Origin of the sequence: Nonomuraea pusilla, from assembly GCF_900109355.1 — a bacterium.
GTDB classification, from domain to species: Bacteria; Actinomycetota; Actinomycetes; order Streptosporangiales; family Streptosporangiaceae; genus Nonomuraea; species Nonomuraea pusilla.
In genome coordinates this window covers 356,241-378,291 of sequence record NZ_FOBF01000006.1, presented here as the reverse complement: position 1 = coordinate 378,291, position 22,051 = coordinate 356,241, and the positions used below count along the sequence as shown (strand labels likewise).

Here is a 22,051-nt window from a genome sequence, read left to right as displayed (position 1 = left end):
GCGACGGCAAGGGCATTGAAAGCGGGCGGGGTCATGCTGCGGGCACCAGCGGATGAAGGGAATCCCCGATGAAGACCACGCGCTCCCTCACCGGACTCGCCGTCGCAGCCGGCGTCCTCGCCCTCGCCCCGGTCGTCGCCTCGGGCACCGCCCAGGCCGCCACCGGCGCGGCGTCCACCGCGTCCACGGCGTCCACGGCGTCCACGGCGTCCGCCGCCTCCGCCTCCGCCGCCTCTCCGGCCGCCGCCGCCAGGCGCTGGGGCCCGTACGCCGCCTCAGGCAACCGGGCGAAGGCGTCGGGCACGCTGACGGCCGCGCCGAAGGACGACCCCGCCGCCCCCGCCCCGTACGTCAGGGTGAAGGGCTCCATCACCGACCTCACCAGGAGCGCGTCCTCCTGCGGGCGGGCCGTCTTCCGCATCAGCACCTTCGACTCCGGGAACCAGCCGCACCTGTCCTACCGCGACTACCGCATCTGCTCGTACGGCAAGCCGCTCGGGTTCGCCTTCACCGAGCAGAACGTGGGCGAGGTCGAGCTCAAGGTGTGCGCCGAGAGCAAGACGGCCAAGCCGTCGACCACCTGCCTGTACTCCGGCACCTGGAAGTCCCTCTACGCCTACTACGAGTAGGCCGGGCAGACCCGCCGGTAGGGGACGTCCTCGAGGTGCCTGTCCCACTCGGCCCTGGTCAGGTCACGGCCCGCGCGCCGGCACACGGCCGCGGCGACCCGCTCGGGGCCTACGGGGATCTCCAGGACGGCCTCGTCGACCGAGGCGTACAGCATGCTTCCGTCCGCGCTGAACTCCAGCGAATCGATCCCCTCGACGGAGCGCGCGACGAACGGGCCGCCGAGCCTGTGTCGCGCGGTCACGTCCCAGAGCTGCACGCCGGTGCCTGTCACCCCGGCGAGGACGCTCCCGTCCGGCGAGAACCCGGCGACGCCGACCGCGCTCCCGGCGCTCGGCAGCGCCGGTGGCAGCGCCGTCGGCCCGTCCACGTCCCACAGCGTGATGCGTCCCGATCCCTCGGTGCTGACCGCCATCAGGCCGTTCCTGCTGACGGCGACGCCGCTGACGCCGTCGGGGGACGGGGAGAAGCCGCTGCCCACGGGCCTGCCGGTGGCGACGTCCTCGAAGCGGCCGTAGATGGAGGCGAGCCTGGTGCCGTCGGGCGTGAACGGGCCGCCGTCCAGCGTGCTCGGGCTGTCGTGCAGGACGCGGCCGGTGGCGGCGTCGAGCAGGAGCACCCGGAAGTCGAGGGTCTGCCCGCTCGGGTTGAGGGTGACGGCGACGGTCCTGCCGTCGGGGCTGAACGCCACCCGGTACGGCGGATGGACCTTGCCGTGCGGGGTGGGGACGGTCCAGGCCGTGCGGCCCGTCGCGGCGTCCACGAGGCGGATGACGTCGGGCTCCGCCACGACGAGGCGCCTGCCCGTCGCGTCGAAACCGGTCGCCCCCAGGGCCTCGGGGTCGACGCGGACGCGCCCCACCTCGGCGCGGCGGCGCAGGTCCCACAGCCGCAGCCACCTGTCCTCGAACCCGCCGACGGCGGCCGACCCGCCGCCGGGCGCCAGGACGGCGTGGCCGCCCAGCCGGACGGCGTGGACGCGCGGGGCGAGGTCGAGGCTGACGGCGGTGTCGTCCATGAGGTAGCGCAGGGTGGCGCCGCCGGCGTCGAACCTGACCTCGGACAGCGCGCCCGGCGCGCGGTAGGCGAGCACCTCCCGGTGGTCGGCGACCGTCCAGACGCGGATGTCGCGCCCGTTGAAGGCGGCCAGGCGGCGGCCGTCGGCGCTGAAACGCAGCCGCACCGCGTACCCGCAGATGTCGCAGTCCCAGTCGCGGCTGTCGCGCACCCGCCCGCCGGCCGCGTCGAGGAGCACGACGGAGCCTCCCGCGCCGCCCCCGCCGCCCGCGCAGGCGAGCGTGCGGCCGTCGGCGGTGAACGCGACGGCGTTCCTGCGGGTGCGGCAGCGGGCGTAGCGGTGCCCGGAGGTCCACCCGGGCAGCGTCACCTCCCTGAAGCCGCCGTCACCGGGGAGCAGCAGCCGCCTGCCGGTCGGGTCGACGAGCAGGTCCGCCCCGATGGGCACGCGGCGGCTGAACACCTCGCCGGTGGCCACGTCGAACACCCGGTAGAGGTCGTCGGCGAAGCTGACCGCGACCGTGCTCTCGTGCTCGCCGAACACCGCCCTCAGCCCGCCGTTCGACGCGGGGGGCAGCGGCCGGTCGAGCAGGCGGCGGCCGGTCGCGACGTCCCAGACGGCCAGCTCCTCCGTGGTGGTCTGCGCCAGCAGGCGGCCCGACCTGCTCAGCGACGGGTCCTGGAGGATCTCGCCCTTCATGCCGAGCGGCCAGCCGCCCGTGCGCCGGCCGGTGCGCACGTCGTAGAGGTTGACGCCGTCCTCGCTGACGCTCACCAGGGTGCGCCCGTCGCGGCTGAGCGTCCGCCTGGCGACGCCCTTGGCGGGCGGGTCGCGGAAGACGGCGCTCTCGTCCTGCTGGGACGAGGCCACCAGCGCCGACCTGGCCTCGGGCTGCGGCGACACCCGCCAGGCGGCGACGCTGAGCAGCATGGCCAGCACGGGGTCGGTGGTGCGCATGCCGTCGGCCTCGGCCGCGACCTGCCTGGCGGCGAGCACGTCGCGCTGCCTGGCGGTCTGCTCGCGCTGCGCCGCCGCCTGCGCGCCCTGCCAGGCGGCGAGCCCGCCGGCGGCCAGCGCGACGACCAGCAGCCCGGCCAGCGCGGTCGTGGTGAGCGCCCTGCGCCGGGCCCGCCGCCTGGTCAGCGCCGTGCCGGCCTGCAGGAAGTCGCGCTCGCGCGGCGTCAGCGTGACGTGCCGGCGGCCGGTCGCGGCCCAGTTCAGCGCCGTCTCCAGCCGGCTGCCCTGGAACAGGTCGCCGTCCTTCCTGCCGTGCTCGTCCCACTGCCGCGCGGCGCCGCTGATCTGCGCCAGCACGGCGAGGCCGGCCCGCTCGGCCTCCACCCAGGCCCGCAGCCGCGGCCAGGCGCGCAGCAGCGCGGGGCGTGACAGCGACACCTCGCCGCCGCCGTGCGCCACCACGTACGCGAACGCGGCGAGGATCCGCTCGACGGCCAGGCGCTCCTCCTCGGCGCGGCCGGCGTACAGGTCCTCCAGCGGGGCGCGGCGGGCGGCCTCCTGGCCGTCGTCCGTGACCGTCACGAGCCTGAGGAACACCTCGGCCGCCAGCTCGCGCTCCTCGGGGGCGAGCGCGGCGTACGCGTCCTCGGCGATCGCGCCGAGAGCCGGGTCGCCGCCGTGGGCCCCGCCATGGAGGCCGCGGACCCCGCCGCCCGAGGCGCTGCCCGCCGCGAGGAGCCGTCCCGTGTCGGCCGCCCCGAGCGCGCCCGTGCCGGCGACCCTGCCTGACACCCCGCCCGCCACGCCGCCCGCCATCCCGCCCGCCAGCAGGGCGAGCAGCAGGTCACGCGCCGCGGGCCGCGCCTCCGGGTCCTTGCTCAGCGCCGCCCCCACCAGAGCCGCGAGCGGCTCGGGCAGCCCCGTGAGGTCCGGCTGCGACGACAGCACGCGGTGCATGACGCCGCCCAGGTTGTCGGCGTGGAACGGGTCGCGGCCCGTCGCCGCGAACACCACGACGGCGCCCCACGCGAACACGTCCGCGGGCGGCCCGGCCCGCACGCCGGTCAGCACCTCGGGCGCCATGTACGTCGGCGTGCCCGACACCTCGCCGGTCCTGGTCAGCGACATGTCGGCCGTCCGCGCGATGCCGAAGTCGATGACGCGCGGCCCGTCGGGGCCGAGCAGGACGTTGTCGGGCTTCAGGTCGCGGTGCACCACCCCGGCCTCGTGGATCGCGGTGAGCGCGGTGGCGACGGCCGTGGCGAGCCGCACCAGGTCGTCCCCTGCGAAGCGGCGGCCCTGCGTGACGGCGCGGCGCAGGCTCGGCCCCGGCACGTACTCGGAGGCGATGAACGGTCTCGGGCCGTCGAGTTCCACGGCGAGCACCCTGGCCGTGCAGAACGACGCCACCCGCCGCGCCGCCTCCGCCTCGCGCTCCATGCGGTGCCGGTCGCCGCCGTGCAGCACCTTCAACGCCACCCGGGCGCCCCCGGCGTCGTACGCCTCGTACACGACGCCCTGGCCGCCCGCCCCGAGCCGCCCCGCCAGCCAGTAGCCGCCGATCCGCTGCGGATCCCCTGCCGCCAACGTTTCCACGGCGGGTTAGACGCCGACGTCCTGGCGCGGGTTGCGGCGTTCTCCCGGCCGGGCCCGGTTCAGGTTGGGTCTTGCGCGCCGCCTCCCGGCCACTTACGCTCCGCTCAAAGTTAGGAAGCTTTCTTAACTAACGATCGGAGCCGCCCCGTGAAGTCAAGGACAGCCGCCACGCTCGCCGTGGCCCTGGCCGCCCTCCTCGCGCCCCTGCTGACCGCTCCCCCGGCGGTCGCTGCGGCGCGGACGGCGCTCGCCGACCCCCTGGTGTCACAGGGGAAGCCGGCGACGTCGTCCTCCGTCGAGGCCGCCGGGTTCGAGCCCGGCAAGGCGGTGGACGGCAGCGCCTCCACCCGCTGGGCCAGCGTCGAGGGCCACGACCCCGAATGGATCCGCGTCGACCTCGGCACCACCCACGCCATCAGCCGGGTGCGGCTGAACTGGGAGGCCGCGTACGCCAAGTCGTACCGCGTCCAGACGTCGCCCGACGGGTCCACCTGGAGCGACGTCTACACGACCGGCGCCGGCGACGGCGGCGTGGACGACCTCACCCTGACCGGCAACGGCAGGTACGTCCGCGTGTACGGCACCCAGCGCGGCACCCCGTACGGCTACTCGCTGTGGGAGTTCGAGGTGTACGGCGCCCCGGCGGGCGGCGGCGACACCACGCCGCCCAGCGTGCCGGGCAACCTGGCGGTGACCGGCACCACGTCGGGCAGCGTCGGCCTGAGCTGGTCGCCCTCGACCGACGACGTGGGCGTCACCGGGTACGTCGTCTACCGGGGCGGCACGCAGGTGGCGACGGCGAGCGGCACCACCCACACCGACACCGGCCTGCAGCCCTCGACCTCCTACACCTACACGGTCAAGGCCAGGGACGCCGCCGGCAACCTGTCGGCGGCGAGCGCCGCCGTCACCGCCACCACCCAGCCGTCGGCCGGGGGCGTGGGCGTGCCGTTCGGCAGCCACGCGATCCCGTACGCGGCGGGCATGCTCCGCCCGTCCGGCGGCCAGTCCACGCTCGACGCCAAGGTGGTCGACTACTACCAGCGGTGGAAGTCGGCGTTCCTGCGGCAGAACTGCGGCAACGGCTGGTACCAGGTGATCTCCCCCGACGCCGACCACCCGTACGTCGCCGAGGCGCAGGGGTACGGCATGGTCATCGTCGCCACGATGGCGGGGGCCGACCCCGACGCCAAGAAGATCTTCGACGGCATGGTCAAGTGGATGCTCGACCACCCGTCCTCGATCAACCCCGACCTGCTCGCCGCCGAGCAGGACACGAGCTGCCGCAGCGTGAACGGCGGCGACGGCGCCACCGACGGCGACATGGACGTGGCGTACGGGCTGCTGCTGGCCGACCGGCAGTGGGGCAGCTCCGGCACGTACAACTACAAGCAGCTCGCCGTGCGGCACATCAACGCGATCAAGAAGGACGAGGTCAACCCGTCCACGAACCTGCTCAAGCTGGGCGACTGGACCAGTTCGGGCGACCAGTACTACTACCTCTCCCGCTCCTCGGACTGGATGGTGGACCACTTCCGCGCCTTCAGGAAGGCCACCGGCGACGCCGCCTGGGACACCATCAGGTCGAAGCACCAGAACCTGATCAGCACGCTCCAGGCGAACCACGCGCCCGCCACCGGGCTGCTGCCCGACTTCGTCGTCAACACCAACACCACCCCGAAGCCCGCGCCGGGCCAGGTGCTGGAGGACCCCAACGACGGCCGGTACTGGTGGAACGCCTGCCGCACCCCGTGGCGCATCGGCGACGACGCCGTGACCAGCGGCGACTCCGCGTCGCTCGCCGCGGCACGCAAGCTGAACTCCTGGATCAGATCCAAGACCGGCGGCGACCCGAACAAGATCGCCATCGGCTACCAGCTCGACGGCACCCAGATCTCCAGCGGCAGCGAGGCGGCCTTCTTCGCCCCGTTCGCCGTGGCGGCCATGACCGACTCCGGCAGCCAGGCGTGGCTCGACGCCCTCTGGAACAAGATGCTGGCGACGCCCATCGACACGAGCAGCTACTACTCGGCCAGCATCCAGCTCCAGGTCATGATCACCGTGACCGGCAACCACTGGGTCCCCTGACCCCTGCTCCCGGGCGCGCCCGGCCCGTCGCGGCGGGCCCCGGCGCGCCCCCTCACCCGTCCCCCTGGAGGGCCGATGTCAGGCACGACCACCTCGCGGCGGCTTCCTGCCGCCGGCGCCGTCGCGGCGCTCTCCCTCCTCCTCTGCTCCCTGCCGCCCGCCCCCGCGGCGGCGGACGCCACCGCGCGGGCCTCCACCGTGGACGTCTCCACGGCCGCCCAGCTCAGGAGCGCCCTGGCGGCGGCGCAGCCGGGGCAGACGATCCGGCTGGCGCCCGGCGTGTACCACGGGTCGTTCGTCACCCAGCGGCCCGGCACGGCCGCCGCGCCCATCACCCTGACGGGCCCGGCGGACGCCGTGCTCGTGAACGACGGGCCGTCGGGCTCCGCGCCCTCCTGCCCGGTGCCCACCGCCGGCTGGGACTCCGGGTACGGGATCTGGCTGTACGGCGCGCCGTACTGGCGGCTGACCGGCTTCACCGTGCGCGACTCGAAGAAGGGCATCGTCCTGGACCGCTCGCCGCACGTCGTCGTCGACGGCGTCTCGGTCCACCACGTCGACGACGAGGCGGTGCACTTCCGCAGGTCGTCCTCCGACGGCGTGATCCGGAACTCCCGGATCAGCCACACGGGGCTGGCGCAGCCCGGCTACGGCGAGGGCGTGTACATCGGCTCCGCCGGCTCCAACTGGGGCTGCCACGGCGACAGCGGCGGCGCCGACCGCTCCGACCGGGTCCAGGTGCTCGGCAACCGGTTCGGCCCGTCCATCGCGGCCGAGCACATCGACGTCAAGGAGGGCACCTTCGACGGCGTCATCCGGGGCAACGCCTTCGACGGCACCGGCATCTCCGGCCAGAACTCGGCCGACTCGTGGGTGGACGTCAAGGGCAACGGCTACCTGATCGAGGGCAACACGGGGACGGTCGCCGAACCCGCCGTGTTCGCCAACGGCTACGAGACGCACAACCCCTCGACCAGCCCGTCGTTCCCCAACGGCTGCGGCAACGTCTGGCGGGACAACGTCTCCGACCTCGGCGGGCTGGGCGGATACGCCGTCTACGTCACCTCGACGTCCAAGTGCGCGGGCGACCCGAACGTCGTCCACGCCTCCAACACCGTGACCGGGGCGTTGAAGGGGCTGACCAACATCGCGGTCACCCCGTGACGGCCGCGCCCGGCTCGCCGGCTCATCCGCAGCGGCCGGCGAGCCAGGCGCGGTACTCCTTCGTGTAGTTCGTCATCACGCTGCGCGGCCCGGCCCCCAGCACCGCCTGCCACTGGGCGGCGTTGCCCTTCCACGAGGGCGGCGGCTCCTCCCAGGCGACGCCGTCGGTCCACCGGGCCGCCGAGCCCTTCAGCAGCGCCGGGTGGCGCCTGCCCAGCTCGGCCTGGATCCACGGGTCCTGCGAGTACACCAGGATGCGCTGCGACGCCTGCCGCTCCAGGAGCGGGCCCGAGATCTCCTTCCACGCCCGCGCCGCGTACGCGGGGTTCGACAGGATCGGCTTGGTCTCGGGCTTGACCTCCAGCAGCGCGACCAGCCCGCGCGAGCGCACGTGGTCCAGCCACTGCCGCAGCGAGTAGACGCCCTGCCCCTTGTACGGCCCCCTGTCGATGCGCCGGTCGCGCAGGTTGTCGCCGCCCGCCGTCCACCAGATGTCGGTGATGTTCTTCTTGACGCCCGTCAGGCCGTGCGTGGAGGTGTTGTGCCACATGACGGCCTTGGTCCCCTCACGGGTGAGCTGGACGTCGCCCTCCACGCCGTCGGCGCCCCGCGCCTTCTGGTCGTCCACGCCGCGCGGGTGGTTGGGCTGGCGGACCTGGTCCCTCGCCCAGGCGTCCGGCCCCGTGGGGTAGCCGCCGTGCCCGAACACCAGCGGGCACGCGGGCGTCCGGCGCGCCTCCCGTGCGCCGGACTCGGCCGCCGCCGCGGCGGGCGCCGTACCGGCCAGCAGGACGGCGGCCAGGACCGCCGCCGGTGTCACGGCCGCTGTCTTCCTCGTCACGCGCCGGGCCCCTCTCCCTCGTCCTCCGTACGCCGACGATGATCGGCAGAGGGCAGGGTACGGGCCACCACCCCACGGATCAAACCGCGCCCCCGCCGGGGAAGGGACCGGCGGCGACGTCAGCCGAGAGCGCGGCAGCATGGTGACCCGGGCGCGGTCAGGACGGACGGATGAGGCCCCTGCGGGTGGCGGCGGCGACGGCCGCGGTGCGGGAGTCGACGCCGAGCTTGGCGTAGATGTGCACCAGGTGCGTCTTGACCGTCGTCTCGCTCAGGAACATCAGCCTGCTGATCTGCCGGTTCGACATCCCCGCCGCCACGTGGCCCAGCACCTCCAGCTCCCGGGGGCTCAGCGTGGCCGCGGGGGCCCGGACCCGGCCCAGCAGGCGGGAGGCGACGCTGGGCGCCAGCGCGCTCGCCCCCGCCGCCGCCGACCTGATGGCCGCGTGCAGCTCCTCCGGCGGCGCGTCCTTCAGCAGGTAGCCGGTGGCGCCCGCCTCGATCGCGGCGACGATGTCGGCGTCGGTGTCGAACGTGGTCAGCACCAGCACGCGCGGCCCGTCCAGCTCCGCGATGCGCCGCGTGGCCTCGCTGCCGTGGATGCCGGGGCCGAGCTGGAGGTCCATCAGCACCACGTCGGGACGCAGGCGGCCGGCGGCCTCCACGCCCGCCTCGCCCGTGGCCGCCTCCTCGACCAGTTCGAAGTCCGGCTGTCCGGCGAGCATCGCCCGCAGCCCCGACCGCACCACCGGGTGGTCGTCCACCAGCACGATGCGGATCATCCGCCGCTCCCTCCGTGCGCCGGCAGTGGCAGCGTCGCCGCGACCGCCGTGCCCTCCCCGGGCGCCGACTCCACCGCCAGCGACCCGCCCAGCTCCGCCACCCGTTCCCGCATCGCCCGCAGCCCGTACCCCTCGGCCTGCCCCGGGAGGAAGCCGCGGCCGTCGTCGTACACGTCGAGCACCACCGCGTCGTCCAGGTACGTCAGCGTCACCCCGGCGTTGCGCGCGCCCGCGTGCCTGCTGACGTTGCCCAGCGCCCCCTGCGCGATGCGCAGCAGCGCCAGGTCGTAGCCGGGAGGCAGCGGCACCGGCGTGCCCGACACCTCGAAGCGCACCCGGGTGGCCGTGCCCGCCGTGGCCGAGTCGCTGATGCCGCGCAGCGCCCCCGCCAGCGAGGACTGCCGCAGCGCGGGCGGCGTCAGGCCGCGCACGAAGGTGCGGGCCTCCTCCAGGTTGTCCTGCGCCGCCCGCTCGGCCTCGGCGATGCGCCGCGCCGCCTCGGCGGGGCGGTCGGCCAGGTCGGCGCGGGCGGCGCGCAGCAGCAGGATGATGCTCGACATCCCCTGGGCCAGCGTGTCGTGGATCTCCCTGGCCAGGCGCTCCCGCTCGGCCAGCCTGGCCGACTCGCTCTCCGCGCGCAGCAGGCGGTCCCGGGTGCGTACCAGGTCGTCGATCAGGACGCGCCGCTGCTCGCTCTCGGCGTACAGGGCCTTGTACACCAGCGCCATGAGCGTGGCCACGACCGCCCCGATGGCCGGGCCGATCACCTGCGACGCGCTCAGCCCGCCCGCGTGCCAGCCGTCGGCCGCGACCGCGGCGGCCGTGAGCGCCGCGACGGCGGGCAGCGCGGCGCGCAGCGGCAGCAGGTGCAGGCAGGCGAAGAACAGCGGGAAGGCCAGCCACACGAACCTGGGCGAGGTCGCGGCGAGCCCCATCCACCCCGCCGTCACGGCGGCCAGCCACACGCGGCCCAGCAGCAGGTGGACGTGCCCGCCGAAGTCGGGCAGCCGCGCCTCGACGAACAGCCCGAGCCCGTACAGCGCGCCGAGCAGGGCTCCTCCCGCCGCTGCCGCCGCCAGGCCCTCCCGCAGCGCACCGGCCAGCGCCACCGCCAGCAGCACCGCGAACGTGCCGTGGATGGCCCATCTGAGCAGCCTGAGCGCGGGCGGGAACGGGAAGTCCATCATGTCCCGCTCACTGTAGGTGATGGCCGCGACCTGCCGGGATCGTTCGAAAGGTGGATTCCGGGCCGTCCGAAGGGACCGGGTACGGCGGCGCGTCCTCACGACGCGGCGGGCGGCCGCGGTGCCGGAGGGTGGGGGCGTTCCGATTTCCGCCGACCCGCGACAGGGGGACCGCGCCGTGTTCGTGGCGCTCAGAGACCTGCGTTTCGCCAAAGGACGGTTCGCCCTCATGGGCGCCGTCGTCTTCCTCATCACGCTGCTCGTGACCATGCTGTCCGGCCTGACCGCCGGGCTCGCCCGGGAGAACGTCTCGGCCGTCGAGGGGCTGCCCGCCGACCACGTCGTCTTCTCCGGCGGCCAGGACGGTCCCTCGTTCGCCGACAGCCGCATCGACGTCGCCACCTGGCAGGGGTGGCAGGAGGTGGACGGCGTCACCGCGCGCCGGCTCGGCATCTCCATGGCGCGGCTCGCCCACGGCGACCGCACCACGGGGGCGGCCCTGTTCGGCGTGGACCGGGCGACGGGCGCCGCCGCGCCTGACACGGTCCAGCCCGGCCAGGTGGAGGCCGGCACGGTCGTGCTGTCCGCCGGGCTCGCCTCCGACGCCGGCGTGCGCGCGGGCGACACCGTCCAGATCTTCGGCGCGGACTTCACCGTGCGCCGCGTCGCCGGCGCCGCCTCCTACAGCCACGCCCCCGTCGCCTGGATCGGCATCGACGACTGGCAGCGCGTCGCCCGGCAGGGCGGCGACGACGCGGTGGCCACCGTCCTCACGCTGACGTCCACCGGCGAGCCCGACCTCGCCGCCGCCGACCGGCGGCTCGGCACCGCGGCAGTCCCGCTCGCCGACGCGCCCGCCGCCATCGGCTCCTTCTCCTCCGAGAACGGCTCACTGCAGCTCATGCGCGGGTTCCTGTTCGCCATCTCCGCCCTCGTCATCGGCGCCTTCTTCACCGTCTGGACGATCCAGCGGCGCGGCGACGTCGCCGTGCTCAAGGCGCTCGGCGCGAGCACCGGCTACCTGCTGCGCGACGCCCTCGCGCAGGCCGTCGTCGTGCTGCTGGCCGGGGCCGGGGTGGGCGGCGCGCTCGGCGCCGCCCTCGGAGCGCTGGCCGGCGAGGCGGTGCCGTTCGTCCTGTCGCCCGCCACCACCGTCGTGCCCGTGGCCGTGATGATCCTGCTCGGCGCCGGCGGTGCCGCGCTCGCCATCCGCAAGATCACCTCCGTCGACCCGCTGACCGCCCTGGGAGCCTCCCGATGACGTTCGACTCCCTCGACCCGCTCACCACCTTGGGGGCCTCCCGATGACGCTCAAGCTCGCCGACGTCGTGCTGACCTACCCGGACGGCGACCGCACCCTCACCGCGCTCGACCACGCCGACCTCGCCGTCGCGCCGGGCGAGTTCGCCGCCGTGGTCGGCCCGTCAGGCTCCGGCAAGTCGAGCCTGCTCGCCGTCGCCGCCACCCTCATCACGCCCGACGCCGGCGCCGTCACCGTGGCCGGGCGCGACGTGTCGGGGGCGAGCGCCGCCGAACGCACCAGGATCCGCCGCGACCACGTCGGCATCGTCTTCCAGCAGGCCAACCTGCTCGCCTCGCTCACCACGCTCGACCAGCTCCTCGTCATGGCCGACCTGGCGGGGCGCCCGCCGCGCGCCGCCGCCGGACGCGCCCGCGAGCTGCTCGCCGCCGTCGGCCTGGAGGGCAAGGAGCACAAGCGCCCCCACCAGCTCTCCGGCGGCGAACGCCAGCGCGTCAACATCGCCCGCGCGCTGATGAACTCCCCCGAGGTGCTGCTCGTGGACGAGCCCACCAGCGCGCTCGACCACACGAGGGGCGAGGCCGTGGTCGCCCTGCTGGCGGGGCTGACCAGGGAGAAGGGCCTGGCCACCGTCATGGTCACCCACGACCTCGCCGCCCTCGCCCTGGTGGACACCGTCCACACCATGGCCGACGGCGTGCTCACCCACCCCTGAGCCTGGCGGCCCTCGGGTTCTGCCGGGTGACGCCCCTGGGTGCGCCGTCGTCCGGGGTCAGGCGGGCGACGCTCCTGGGTGCGCCGTCCACCGGGGTCAGGCGGGCGACTCTCCGGCGAAGACGCGCAGTTGGAGGGCGAGCGTCGCGTAGTAGCCGACGAGGGTCGTCAGCTCGAACAGGCCGCGCTCGCCCAGCGCCGCCACCGCCTCGGCGTACTCCCCGTCTGTCAGGGTCCCGTGCCGGGTCAGCGCCGCCGCCGCGCGGACGGCGGCCCGTCCGGCGGCGTCGTCCGGTTCGGGCAGCGCGCCGGAGCGCAACGCGGCCAGCTCCGCCTCCGTCAGGCCGCAGGCCCGTCCCACGGCCTCGTGCGCCTCACGCTCGAAGTCGCTGCCCCAGTGCGCGGCCACCACCAGGACGGCCAGCTCCCGCGCCCGGTCGCCCAGCGTGGAGCCGTACCGGACGGCGGCGCCCAGCGCCTGGAGCGCGCCGCCGACGGGCGGGCTGAGCAGCATGGCGTTGAAGGGGCCGCGCAGGCGGCCCTCGGCGTCGGTGAGCGCGAACGCCTGGGGCCCCGCCGCCCTCGGCCCGCCGGTGATCGCCCGGTAGACCTCCGCCTGCTCGTCGTCCAGCTCACCGGGCCTCAGCCCCGGCAGCCGACCGCCCATCGACACCCCTCGTCCCTCCCGAAAGCCTCGTGACGCGCACCCGGCGCGTGAGGAGAATATCCCGGTACGTTCCCGCAGCTCCTGGAGATCACGTGTCGCGTCGCATCACCCCCCTCGCCGACCCCGTCCCCGGCCCCGCCAGCCACCGCCTCGCCTGGCTGGCCGCCGACGCGGCAGGGGTGCCGGTGGGGTCGGCGTTCCTGCGCCTGTTCACCCGGGAGGGCCAGGACCACCTGGCCGAGCTGGAGATCGCCGTCCACCCTGCGGAGCGGCGCAAGGGCGTGGGCTCCGAGCTGCTGGAACGCGCCGTCGCGGAGGCGCGCGAGCAGGGGCGCCGGCGCGTGGTGGCCGGGACGGCGGCGGACACGCCCGGCGACGCGTTCCTCGCGGCCCGCGGCTTCGCCAAGGTCCTCGGCCTGACGTTCGCCAGGCTCGACCTGTCCCAGGCCGCCCAGGCCGCCCAGGCCGACGCTGACGCGGTCGCCGCGCGGGCGCGCCCCGGCTACCGCCTGCGCGCCTGGGAGGGCGTCGTCCCCGACGAGCTGGCCGAGACGTTCACGGCCTCCCGCCGGGCCATGGACGACATGCAGGTGGAGGACGCCGACTTCGGCGTCGTCGTCTGGGACGTCGAACGCGTCCGCGCGGCGGCCCGCGCCGTCGCCGAACGCGGCGACCTGCTGCACACCGTCGTCGCCGTGGACGAGTCCGACGGCTCGATCGCCGGGTTCACCGAGATGGTCGTCCCCGGCGACGGCGAGGGCGACGGCCGGCACTACGGCACCGGGGTCCTGCCGGAGCACCGGGGACGCGGGCTGGCCCGCTGGATGAAGACCGAGTCCGTCAGGTGGGCGCGTGAGCGTCACCCGCGCCTGTCCGGCCTGCTCACCGACACCGCCGACGGCAACGCCGCCATGCGGGCCGTCAACGACTCCCTGGGCTACCGCCCGACGCACCGCGAGCTGCGGTATCAGCTCGACCTCTGATCCCCGCCCCCGCCCCCGGACCCGTGGTCGGGGCGGGCGCGGGCGGGGTGGTCGCCGGGCGGAAGTTCTCCCTGCGGTCCAGTGCCAGCTTGGCGCGCCGGTAGCGGGCGCACCTGGCTTCCAGCTCCTCGATGGACATCCACTGATCGATCACGGCCACCAGGGTGGGCGCGCCGGCAGGGTGCGGGAGGCCCGCTTGGCGAAGACTTTCCACCCTTCCGACCCCTCCGGGAAGCCTGCGCGGTTCAGTCCTCCAGGACCTCCACGGTGCCGCGCTCGCCGTCCACCCTGATGCGCGCGCCGTCGCGTACGCGCATGGTGGCGTTGCCCGTGCCGACGACGGCGGGGATGCCGAGCTCGCGCGCCACGATCGAGGCGTGCGACAGCGGCGCCCCCATGTCGGTGACGACGGCGGCGGCGCGGGGGAACATCGGGGTCCAGCCGACGTTCGTCAGCGTGGTGACGAGGATCTCGCCCGGTTCGAGCCGGTCGCCCTCCTCCGGCCGCGAGATCACCCGGGCGACGCCCTCCACGACGCCTGGAGCCCCGGGGAAGCCGGTCACGCCGTCGGCGGGCGGCGTGGCGGCGCCGCGCGCGTCGTACAGGTCGGCGCGCCTGGCCGGGTCGGCGGCCCAGCGCACCGGGTCGAACCGCCCGACGATCAGCGTCGGGTACACCGGCAGCGCCGCGTACCGCTCGTGGGTGGCCCTGCGCACGGCGACCTTCTCCAGCGGGGCGGACGAGCCGCGCAGCACCGACAGCAGCTCGTCCAGGTAGAGGTGGAACAGGTCGTCGCCGTGGCCGGTCAGCTCGCCGGCGCGCAGCACGAACGCGCGCAGCACCCAGAAGGCGCGCATGTTCTCGGAGCGGGCCGCCTCGCGGTCGCGGACGACGCCGTTCCACCGCCGCACGCGCGCCCGCATCGCGGCCTCCTTGCGGGGATGGCGGGCGGCGAAGCGGGCCCAGGCGCGTTCCCTGGCCGCGCGCTGGCGGGCGAGCAGCGCCTCGGTGTCGGCCCGCAGGTCGCGCAGCCCCGCGAGCTGGGCGTCGATCCAGGCGGGGTCCTCGCCGGGCCTCGGGATCGACACCTCGAACTCGTGCGGCCCCCGGTGGCCGTACGTGCGGGCGAACTCGTCGCGGCTGATCTCGCCCCGGGCGAGCCGGCCGAGCCCGGTGAGCAGGCCCATGCTGGCCAGCCCGCCGTCGGCGTTGACGCCGGTCAGCATGGCCTCGGCGTCGGTGTCGCCCATCATCCGGCGCAGCTTGTCGCGGGTGAGGACGAGCGTGGAGCCGCCCTGGCGGCCGGCGGCCTCCAGCACCCTGCACGAGGTGACGACGTGCGGCTCGATCTCGCGTGCCCACAGGTCGGCCAGCTCGGACGGCGAGCCGGTGGCGGCGATCGCGGCCCGCAGTTCCTCGCAGCGCCGCTGGGAGGCCGCGAGGAAGGCGCGCATGCCCTTGAGGTTCTCGCGCACCCGCCGGCGGATGTGGACGGCCAGCGGCACCACCCGCCTGACGATCTCCCAGCGGGACAGGCCGAGCATGGGCACGTCGAGGCCGGGCGGGATCCTGCCGAAGACCTGCTCGACCGCGCCGAGCCTGCCCTGCATGCCGAGGGCTCTCGCGATGGAGAAGGTGACGCTGAGGTTCATGTAGAAGCGGCCGCCGATGTTGCCGACGAGGTCGAAGCCGGGCAGCGCGGAGGCGGACATCGCCTCGTGGATGAACAGCCGCACGAACGACCAGGTGATGGGCGTCATCACGTCGGGGATGGCCTCGCCGAGGTTGCCCGCGGTCCACAGGTAGTCGCCCTTGAGGCTGTCGTTCCACTCCTCGACCTCGGGCCGCAGGCCGGTGACGGGACGGGCCTGGACGACGGCGAACGCGCCGTCGCGCAGCGTCCACTCGACGTCCATCGGGGTGCCGTACAGCTCCTGGACGCGGGCGCCGAGCGCGGCCAGCCCGAGCGCCTGCTCCGGCGTGAGGACGGCGCGGCGGCGCAGCCCGCCGGGCACCGGCTCCTCCCTGGTGCCCCCGGCGACGCGGACCGTCATGACGGACTTGTCGCCGATCTCCTCGTGGACGACGGCGCCGCCGGAGACGACGACGGTGTCGGGCGTGACGAGGCCGCCGACGACCGCCTCGCCCAGCCCCCACGAGGCGTTGAGCACGGTCCTGTCGCGGGCTCCGGTGACGGGGTCGGCCGTGAACATGACGCCCGCGGCGTCGGCCTCGACCAGCGTCTGCACGACCACGGCCAGGGCGACGTCGTCGTGGGGGACGCCGTTCTGGTCGCGGTAGGCGATGGCGCGCGCGTTCCACAGGGAGGCCCAGCAGCGCCTGACCGCGTCGAGCAGCCCGTCGCGGGTGACGTTGAGGTAGGTGTCCTGCTGCCCGGCGAACGACATGCCGGGCAGGTCCTCGGCGGTGGCCGACGACCGCACGGCCACGGCGGCGGCCCCGTCACCGAGCGCGGCGTACGCGGCGAGGATCTCGGAGGCGAGGGCGGGCGGCAGGTCTCGGGCGGCGAACAGGGCGGCGATGCGGTCGGCGTCCCGCGCCTCGGCGGCCTCCAGGATCTCGTCCCGCATGCCGGCCACGTAGGCGCGGTACGCCTCGGTCGTGACGTGGAACCCGGGCGGCACCGGCAGCCCGGCCCGCGCCAGGCGCGCCAGCGACGCGCCCTTGCCGCCCACGGTGGCCAGGTCGGCCGCCGGGTCGTCGAGAGGGAGTACGGTCCTCACGACACACGCTCCTCAGTTCCCAGGGAGGCCGTCAGCTTGTGCGCGGCGACCTCCTCGACGGCGTCGAGATAGTCGAGGGTGGCCCGCGCGACGGCCTCGGCCTCCCCTGCGGTGGGCGTCCGGCCGCCGCCGATGGCGCGGTCGACCGTGTCGGCCAGCAGCGCGGCGATCTTCTCGTCGGGCTGCCTGGCGGGCTCGGGCACCGCGGTCGGCAGGAAGAGGAAGCCGTACAGCACGGAGCCGATGACGACGCCGAGGTCGGCGGCGGGGGCGTCGCGGACGAGGCCCAGCGCCTGCAGCTCGCGCAGGTAGCGCTCGAAGCCCGGGCCCAGCTCCAGCGCGCTCGCGCTGGTGCGTTTGCGCCGGGTGAGCTTGCCGAGCACCTCGGAGTCGGACAGCAGCACCGCCTTCAGCAGCGGCCTGCGCAGCAGCCCCAGGGCGAGCCGTTCGAACAGCTCGCGCGGGGTGGCGGGCCCGCTCGCGCGCACCTCCGCCAGCATGTGTACGCGCTCGCGCCGCAGCAGGGCGGCGAACAGGTCGTCGCGGGTGCGCCAGTGCAGGTAGATCGTGCCTTTCGCGACCCCTGCGGCCTTGGCCACGTCGTCGATCGTGGTCTTGTCGTACCCCCAGCGCAGGACGAGCTCGGCGGCGGCGTCGAGGATCCTGTGCGCCCGTTCGAGCTGACGTGCGGGATCCTGCGGAGGACGCCCAGCCCTGACCATCTGTCTCACCTCAATTGTTTGACTGAATGACAGTATTCGTTCATTTAATCCACCGCAAGACGCGACATCTTCGGTACGTCGCCCCCGGCGCCGAGAAGCGCCGTAGCCTGGAGGCCATGGCCAAGGCGTTCTGGATCGACCAGGAGTTCGACAGGGATCGTGACGGGCGCTTCGCCGTGCACGTACGCAAGAACCTCGAAGAGCTCGAGGAGTTCGAGTGGGGTGACATCGCGCCAGTCCGCTTCGCGTGCGCGGCCTGGCGGCTGGCCACGCCGCCGTCGCTCACCCCCGGCTACGTCCGCTGGGACCGCCGCGTCCTTGAGGCCACCTGCCACCGCAACACCTGGGACGGCACCCTGACCGCCCGCGTCCGCCTGGTCTCCCCGCTGCCGCAGGAGCTGACCCGCTCCCGCGCCTGGTGGCGCGACCGGGGCTGGCTCGGCTGGCAGGAGACGTTCGGCCAGTACGTCGAGCCCACCCAGCAGGACCTCGCCAGGCACCCGTTCCTGCGGGCCACGCTGCTCGTCGAGGCGCCCGTGCCGCTCGACGACCTGCCTCCCGAGCCCGAGGGCCCGCACGACGAGGTCGAGCAGAGCGCCCAGCGGGCCGTCGCCGTCCTCGTCCGCGAACTGAACGCGCTGGTCACCCCCGTGCTGGACCAGCTGCCCTGACCCGCATGGCGGGTCAAGCGCCGGGTAGCGGGCCGCCATGAGATTACCGATCGTCTCGCTGACGTTCGCGCTGCCCGCGGTTGCCGTCGTGCTCTGCGCCTCGGGCTGCGCCGCCGACCCGGCCGGCCCGGCCCGCACGGCCGAGCGGTTCCACGCCGAGTTGTCCGCCCACCGCGAGGAGTCGGCCTGCGCGCTGCTCGCCCGCGTGACCGCCGAGCAGCTGCCCGACCCCGGTCAGAGCTGCGCCGACGCGCTGCGTGAGCTGCGGCTCGACGCGGGCGGCCCGATCAGGGCCGTGAGCGTGTGGGGCGAGGACGCCCAGGTGCGGATGGCCGGCGACACCCTGTTCCTGCACCGGTACGCCGACGGCTGGCGGGTGCGCGCCGCCGGGTGCGCGCCGGTGCCCGGCCGCCCGTACGACTGCGACGTGGAGGGCTGAGCGGTGCGGACGATGTTCACGCTGACGGTGCTCGTCATCGTCTGCGGCCTGGCGTGGTTCCTGGCGATGGGGTGGTCGCGGCTGTGAGGTGGCTGAAGGACAACGCCCTGTCGCTGGCGTTCCTCGTGATGTTCGTGCTGGCGCTCGCCGGGCAGGCGGTGGCGGGCACGCTGGAGTTCAACGACCGGCAGGTGGCCGGCGGCGGCGAACCGGTCTCCGTGCCGCACTTCGTGGCCTCGTCCGACTTCGCCGTGGACGTGGCCGAGAACTGGCAGTCGGAGTACCTGCAGTTCTTCCTGTTCATCATGCTGACCGTCTGGCTCGTGCAGAGGGGCTCGCCCGAGTCGAAGCAGCCCGGCGAGGAGGGCGGGGAGTCCGACGAGCGGCAGCGCGTCGGCCCGCACGCCACCGCCGCCTCCCCCGCCTGGGCGCGGCACGCGCGCGGGCCTCGGCTGTGGCTGTTCAGCAACTCGCTGGGCCTGGCGATGGGCGCCGTCTTCCTGCTGTCGTGGCTGGCGCAGTCGGTGGCGGGGCAGGCCGCCCACAACGCCGAACGGCTCCAGGACCTGCGCGACCCGGTGACCTGGGGCTCGTACGTCACGTCGGCCGAGTTCTGGAACCGCAGCCTGCAGAACTGGCAGTCGGAGCTGCTGGCCGTGCTGTCGATGGTGGTGCTGTCGATCTACCTGCGTCAGCGCGGCTCGCCGGAGTCGAAACCGGTCGGGGCGCCCCACTCGGCCACGTCCACGGAGGGGTGAGCGGGGGCGGGCGGCGCGGTGACGACGGCGACGATCCTCGTGCCCGGCGCGAACGCGCCGCGCCGCGCGAGGTCGAGGACGCCGTACAGCATCTTCGCGACGTAGACGCCCTCCACGCGGTGGCGCGCGGCGAACCGGTCCAGCTCGGGGGTGGAGCGGGCGTAGCCGCCGAAGTGGTGGTCGAGGTCGATCGACCAGTTGTCCCAGGTCCGGCCGTACGCCGCCTGCTGGAGCGCCGCCACCTCGGCGTTGAGGAAGGCGGCCCCCTTCAGCACGGCGAAGCCGAGCGCCCGCCTGCCCTCGGGCAGCCCCGCCGCGATGCCGGCCAGCGTGCCACCGGTGCCGACGGGGCAGCAGACCAGGTCGTACCAGGCGGGGTCCTGGAACCCCGGCGGAGCGGGGATGTCGGCGGGGAGTTCCGCGCAGCCGCGCACGGCCGCCGCGTTGCTGGCGCCCTCGGGGAGCACCGTCACGTCGCCCCACCGCTCGCGCAGCCGCTCCAGCACCTGCGGCGTGTGCTTCAGCCGGTACGTCGCGCGGTCCATGTAGGCGAGCGTCATGCCGTGGTCGGCGGCGTAGCGCAGCGACCAGTTGAGCGGCAGGCGCTCCTCGCCCCTGATGATCCCGATGGTCTCGACGCCGCGCTCGGCCCCCGCCCTCGCCGCGGCCCTGACGAGGTTCGAGTACGCCCCGCCGAACACCAGGAGCCTGCGCACCCCGTCGAGGTTGTACTTGAGCTTGCGCGGCTTGTTGTCGTCGCGCATCAGGAACACCCGGACGTCACCGAGCCCTGGATCCAGGAGCTCCTCCATGGCGCTAGTCTACGGTCGGGACTTTGTTGAGGAGTGTTGGATTATGCGCGTTGTTGAAGCTTTCCGTGGCGCTTTCGGCGCCGATCCCGAGACCGTCTGGCACGCCCCCGGCCGCGTCAACCTCATCGGCGAGCACACCGACTACAACGACGGCTTCGTCCTGCCCTTCGCCGTCCCCTGGGGCGTCACCGCCGCCGTCAGCCGCCGCGCCGACTCCACCATCCGCCTCCTCTCCCTCCAGGCCCCCGGCGACCCCCTCACCCTGACCTCCCACGACCAGGCCACCGGCTGGTCCCGGTACGTCGTCGGCGTCCTCGACCTGCTCGGCGACAGGGTCCGCGGGGCCGACATCGCCGTAGACGGCGACATCCCGCAGGGCGCCGGGCTCAGCTCCAGCGCCGCCCTGGAGGTCTCCGTCGCCTCCGCGCTCAACGACCTGTACGACCTCGGCATGACCCCCATGGAGGTCGCCCTCCTCGGCCAGAAGGCCGAGAACGACTTCGTCGGCATGCCCTGCGGCATCATGGACCAGGCCGCGTCCGCCCTGTGCGAGGAGGGCAAGGCCCTCTTCCTCGACTGCCGCTCGCTCGGCTCCCGCACCATCCCCCTCGACCTGGCCTCCCACGGGCTGCGCATCCTCATCATCGACACGCAGGTCCACCACGAGCACGCCGGCGGCGAGTACGCCAAGCGGCGCGCCGAGTGCGAGTCGGCCGCCCGCAAGCTCGGCGTCCCCGCGCTGCGCGACGTCACCGACCTCGCCGGCGCCCTCGACCTGCTCCAGGGCGTCGAGCGCAGGCGCACCATGCACGTCGTCACCGAGAACCACCGCGTCGAGGCCCTCGTCGGCCTGCTCAGGGCCGGCGCCGTCACCGAGATCGGCGCCCTGCTCAACGCCTCCCACCTCTCGCTGCGCGACCAGTACGAGGTGTCCTCCCCCGAACTGGACGTCGCCGTCGAGGCCGCCGTCCGGGGCGGGGCGCGCGGGGCCCGCATGACAGGCGGCGGCTTCGGCGGCTCCGCGATCGCCCTGGTGGCCGAGGACCGCCTGCGCAGCGTCCAGGACTCGGTGACCTCGGCGTACGCCGAGCGCGGCTTCCAGCCCCCGCGCTTCCTCCCCGCGACGCCGGCCAGAGGCGCCCACCGCCTGTCCTGACCGGCCGCCGACGACCCGGGGGCGGCGCGGCGCGGAGGCCCGTCGAGGTGCTGGGGCGGATTGTCGGAGCGCTTCGCTAGCGTCTCCGCATGGCGAACTTCGTACTGGTGGCGGGCGCCTGGCTCGGAGCGTGGGCCTGGGACGACGTCGTCCCCGAGCTCCGCGCGGCCGGCCACGGCGCGCACCCCCTGACCCTGTCCGGCCTGGCCGAGAAGCGCGGCGTGCCCGCCGGGCAGCAGACCCACGTCCACGACATCGTCGCGGAGGTCGAACGGCTCGACCTGGGCGACGTGATCCTGGTCGGCCACAGCTACTCCGGCATCCCGGCGGGTCAGGCCGCCGAGCGCATCGGCGACCGGCTGTCACGCGTGGTCTTCGTCGACGCGAACGTGCCGGTCGACGGCGAGTCCTTCGTGTCCGTCTGGCCCGAGGGCCGGCCCGCCGTGGAGGCGTCGATCGCCGAGCACGGCGGCTTCTGGGCGCCGCTCACCGCCGCCGACTGCGCCGGCCAGGGCCTCACCGACGAGCAGATCGCCCGCGTCGTCGGCGGCTCCACCCCGCACCCCGGCGCGTCCCTCACCGAGCCCGCCGTGCTGGAGCGCCCCCTGTCGGAGCTCCCCGCCACGTACGTCAAGTGCCTGCTCGACGGCGACGAGCCGTCCCCCGACGTGGCGAAGCTCCTGACCAGCGAGCACTGGCGCCTGGAGACGATGGACACCGGCCACTGGCCCATGTTCTCCGAGCCCCGGCGCCTGGCCCGCCTCCTCCTCGCCCAGCCCTCGCACTGACCCCGGGGCCGCCAGGCATCAGGAGCCGGAAGGCACGGGCAGGCGGAGGCCGAGGGTCGAAGGCGCGGGCGCGCGGAGCC

At 74.6% G+C, this 22,051-nt stretch carries 19 protein-coding genes; 11 read left to right on the top strand and 8 right to left on the bottom strand.

Features of this window, described 5'->3' with window-relative positions; translation table 11 throughout:
* Positions 1 to 68 precede the first annotated feature (68 nt).
* Complete coding sequence (locus tag BMX74_RS16085) at positions 69 to 629, top strand: hypothetical protein (RefSeq protein WP_091101116.1); 561 nt, start codon at positions 69 to 71, stop codon at positions 627 to 629.
* Here the strand turns inward: BMX74_RS16085 and BMX74_RS16080 are convergent.
* Positions 620 to 4,189, bottom strand: a complete 3,570-nt coding sequence (locus BMX74_RS16080; protein ID WP_177227360.1) for a WD40 repeat domain-containing serine/threonine protein kinase — start codon at positions 4,187 to 4,189, stop codon at positions 620 to 622. The two genes, BMX74_RS16085 and BMX74_RS16080, sit on opposite strands and share 10 nt — an antisense overlap.
* 156 nt (positions 4,190 to 4,345) lie before the next feature.
* Between BMX74_RS16080 and BMX74_RS45635 the strand changes: the two genes are divergently transcribed.
* Positions 4,346 to 6,286 carry a glycosyl hydrolase family 8 gene (locus BMX74_RS45635; protein WP_091101111.1) on the top strand — a complete coding sequence of 647 codons (1,941 nt, stop codon included), beginning with the start codon at positions 4,346 to 4,348 and terminating at the stop codon, positions 6,284 to 6,286.
* Between the two features lie 75 nt (positions 6,287 to 6,361).
* Positions 6,362 to 7,450 (top strand): right-handed parallel beta-helix repeat-containing protein, encoded by a 1,089-nt coding sequence (locus BMX74_RS16070; protein WP_091101110.1) that lies wholly within the window; start codon positions 6,362 to 6,364, stop codon positions 7,448 to 7,450.
* A 22-nt stretch (positions 7,451 to 7,472) separates the two neighbouring features.
* Here BMX74_RS16070 and BMX74_RS16065 read toward each other — a convergent pair whose 3' ends face one another.
* The 3 genes from BMX74_RS16065 to BMX74_RS16055 all read right to left on the bottom strand — a co-directional run bounded on the left by BMX74_RS16065 (position 7,473) and on the right by BMX74_RS16055 (position 10,259).
* Positions 7,473 to 8,291: a glycerophosphodiester phosphodiesterase family protein gene (locus BMX74_RS16065; RefSeq protein ID WP_177227359.1), complete on the bottom strand. Its 819-nt coding sequence runs from the start codon at positions 8,289 to 8,291 to the stop codon at positions 7,473 to 7,475.
* A 157-nt stretch (positions 8,292 to 8,448) separates the two neighbouring features.
* A complete protein-coding gene (locus tag BMX74_RS16060; protein WP_055503393.1) occupies positions 8,449 to 9,072 on the bottom strand; it encodes a response regulator in 624 nt (207 codons plus the stop codon).
* Positions 9,069 to 10,259: a sensor histidine kinase gene (locus tag BMX74_RS16055; RefSeq protein WP_177227357.1), complete on the bottom strand. Its 1,191-nt coding sequence runs from the start codon at positions 10,257 to 10,259 to the stop codon at positions 9,069 to 9,071. The genes BMX74_RS16060 and BMX74_RS16055 overlap by 4 nt, the downstream gene beginning before the upstream one ends.
* A 175-nt stretch (positions 10,260 to 10,434) precedes the next feature.
* Here BMX74_RS16055 and BMX74_RS16050 point away from each other — a divergent pair, with 175 nt between their 5' ends.
* The gene (locus BMX74_RS16050; protein ID WP_091101107.1) at positions 10,435 to 11,517 is read left to right on the top strand and encodes an FtsX-like permease family protein; all 1,083 of its coding nucleotides are present in this window, start codon (positions 10,435 to 10,437) and stop codon (positions 11,515 to 11,517) included.
* Positions 11,518 to 11,560: 43 nt separating this feature from the next.
* Complete coding sequence (locus tag BMX74_RS16045; protein ID WP_055503395.1) at positions 11,561 to 12,232, top strand: ABC transporter ATP-binding protein; 672 nt, start codon at positions 11,561 to 11,563, stop codon at positions 12,230 to 12,232.
* 96 nt (positions 12,233 to 12,328) lie between these two features.
* Here BMX74_RS16045 and BMX74_RS16040 read toward each other — a convergent pair whose 3' ends face one another.
* The gene (locus tag BMX74_RS16040; RefSeq protein WP_055503396.1) at positions 12,329 to 12,898 is read right to left on the bottom strand and encodes a carboxymuconolactone decarboxylase family protein; all 570 of its coding nucleotides are present in this window, start codon (positions 12,896 to 12,898) and stop codon (positions 12,329 to 12,331) included.
* A gap of 92 nt (positions 12,899 to 12,990) precedes the next feature.
* Here BMX74_RS16040 and BMX74_RS16035 point away from each other — a divergent pair, with 92 nt between their 5' ends.
* Complete coding sequence (locus BMX74_RS16035) at positions 12,991 to 13,881, top strand: GNAT family N-acetyltransferase (RefSeq protein WP_091101105.1); 891 nt, start codon at positions 12,991 to 12,993, stop codon at positions 13,879 to 13,881.
* Positions 13,882 to 14,126: 245 nt separating this feature from the next.
* Here BMX74_RS16035 and BMX74_RS16030 read toward each other — a convergent pair whose 3' ends face one another.
* Both BMX74_RS16030 and BMX74_RS16025 read right to left on the bottom strand, forming a co-directional pair.
* Positions 14,127 to 16,625 carry a PEP/pyruvate-binding domain-containing protein gene (locus tag BMX74_RS16030; RefSeq protein WP_091101103.1) on the bottom strand — a complete coding sequence of 833 codons (2,499 nt, stop codon included), beginning with the start codon at positions 16,623 to 16,625 and terminating at the stop codon, positions 14,127 to 14,129.
* Positions 16,622 to 17,347, bottom strand: coding sequence for a TetR/AcrR family transcriptional regulator (locus tag BMX74_RS16025; protein ID WP_055503398.1), 726 nt, complete (start codon positions 17,345 to 17,347; stop codon positions 16,622 to 16,624). Before BMX74_RS16025 ends, BMX74_RS16030 begins: the two co-directional genes overlap by 4 nt.
* A 116-nt stretch (positions 17,348 to 17,463) precedes the next feature.
* On the opposite strand from BMX74_RS16025, the gene BMX74_RS16020 reads away from it, so the two are divergent.
* The 3 genes from BMX74_RS16020 to BMX74_RS16010 all read left to right on the top strand — a co-directional run bounded on the left by BMX74_RS16020 (position 17,464) and on the right by BMX74_RS16010 (position 19,215).
* A complete protein-coding gene (locus tag BMX74_RS16020) occupies positions 17,464 to 18,018 on the top strand; it encodes a hypothetical protein (protein ID WP_055503399.1) in 555 nt (184 codons plus the stop codon).
* 37 nt (positions 18,019 to 18,055) lie between these two features.
* On the top strand, positions 18,056 to 18,457 hold the full coding sequence (locus BMX74_RS16015) for a hypothetical protein (protein ID WP_091101100.1): 402 nt from the start codon (positions 18,056 to 18,058) through the stop codon (positions 18,455 to 18,457).
* An 83-nt stretch (positions 18,458 to 18,540) separates the two neighbouring features.
* A complete protein-coding gene (locus BMX74_RS16010; protein ID WP_218153964.1) occupies positions 18,541 to 19,215 on the top strand; it encodes a DUF6766 family protein in 675 nt (224 codons plus the stop codon).
* On the opposite strand, the gene BMX74_RS16005 is transcribed toward BMX74_RS16010, so the two are convergent.
* A complete protein-coding gene (locus tag BMX74_RS16005; RefSeq protein WP_055503402.1) occupies positions 19,149 to 20,027 on the bottom strand; it encodes a 1-aminocyclopropane-1-carboxylate deaminase/D-cysteine desulfhydrase in 879 nt (292 codons plus the stop codon). The two genes, BMX74_RS16010 and BMX74_RS16005, sit on opposite strands and share 67 nt — an antisense overlap.
* A gap of 43 nt (positions 20,028 to 20,070) precedes the next feature.
* On the opposite strand from BMX74_RS16005, the gene galK reads away from it, so the two are divergent.
* Entirely contained in the window at positions 20,071 to 21,183 is a 1,113-nt protein-coding gene (gene galK, locus BMX74_RS16000) for a galactokinase (RefSeq protein WP_091101097.1), read from the top strand.
* An 89-nt stretch (positions 21,184 to 21,272) separates the two neighbouring features.
* Positions 21,273 to 21,971 carry an alpha/beta fold hydrolase gene (locus tag BMX74_RS15995; RefSeq protein WP_091101095.1) on the top strand — a complete coding sequence of 233 codons (699 nt, stop codon included), beginning with the start codon at positions 21,273 to 21,275 and terminating at the stop codon, positions 21,969 to 21,971.
* Positions 21,972 to 22,051: the final 80 nt, after the last annotated feature.

Coding starts and splice junctions, on each gene's coding strand:
- BMX74_RS16085 (WP_091101116.1), top strand. CDS start 69: ATGAAGACCACGCGCTCCCTCACCGGACTCGCCGTCGCAGCCGGCGTC.
- BMX74_RS16070 (WP_091101110.1), top strand. CDS start 6,362: ATGTCAGGCACGACCACCTCGCGGCGGCTTCCTGCCGCCGGCGCCGTC.
- BMX74_RS16060 (WP_055503393.1), bottom strand. CDS start 9,072: ATGATCCGCATCGTGCTGGTGGACGACCACCCGGTGGTGCGGTCGGGG.
- BMX74_RS16055 (WP_177227357.1), bottom strand. CDS start 10,259: ATGATGGACTTCCCGTTCCCGCCCGCGCTCAGGCTGCTCAGATGGGCC.
- BMX74_RS16045 (WP_055503395.1), top strand. CDS start 11,561: ATGACGCTCAAGCTCGCCGACGTCGTGCTGACCTACCCGGACGGCGAC.
- BMX74_RS16040 (WP_055503396.1), bottom strand. CDS start 12,898: ATGGGCGGTCGGCTGCCGGGGCTGAGGCCCGGTGAGCTGGACGACGAG.
- BMX74_RS16025 (WP_055503398.1), bottom strand. CDS start 17,347: ATGGTCAGGGCTGGGCGTCCTCCGCAGGATCCCGCACGTCAGCTCGAA.
- BMX74_RS16020 (WP_055503399.1), top strand. CDS start 17,464: ATGGCCAAGGCGTTCTGGATCGACCAGGAGTTCGACAGGGATCGTGAC.
- BMX74_RS16015 (WP_091101100.1), top strand. CDS start 18,056: ATGAGATTACCGATCGTCTCGCTGACGTTCGCGCTGCCCGCGGTTGCC.
- BMX74_RS16005 (WP_055503402.1), bottom strand. CDS start 20,027: ATGGAGGAGCTCCTGGATCCAGGGCTCGGTGACGTCCGGGTGTTCCTG.
- galK (WP_091101097.1), top strand. CDS start 20,071: ATGCGCGTTGTTGAAGCTTTCCGTGGCGCTTTCGGCGCCGATCCCGAG.
- BMX74_RS15995 (WP_091101095.1), top strand. CDS start 21,273: ATGGCGAACTTCGTACTGGTGGCGGGCGCCTGGCTCGGAGCGTGGGCC.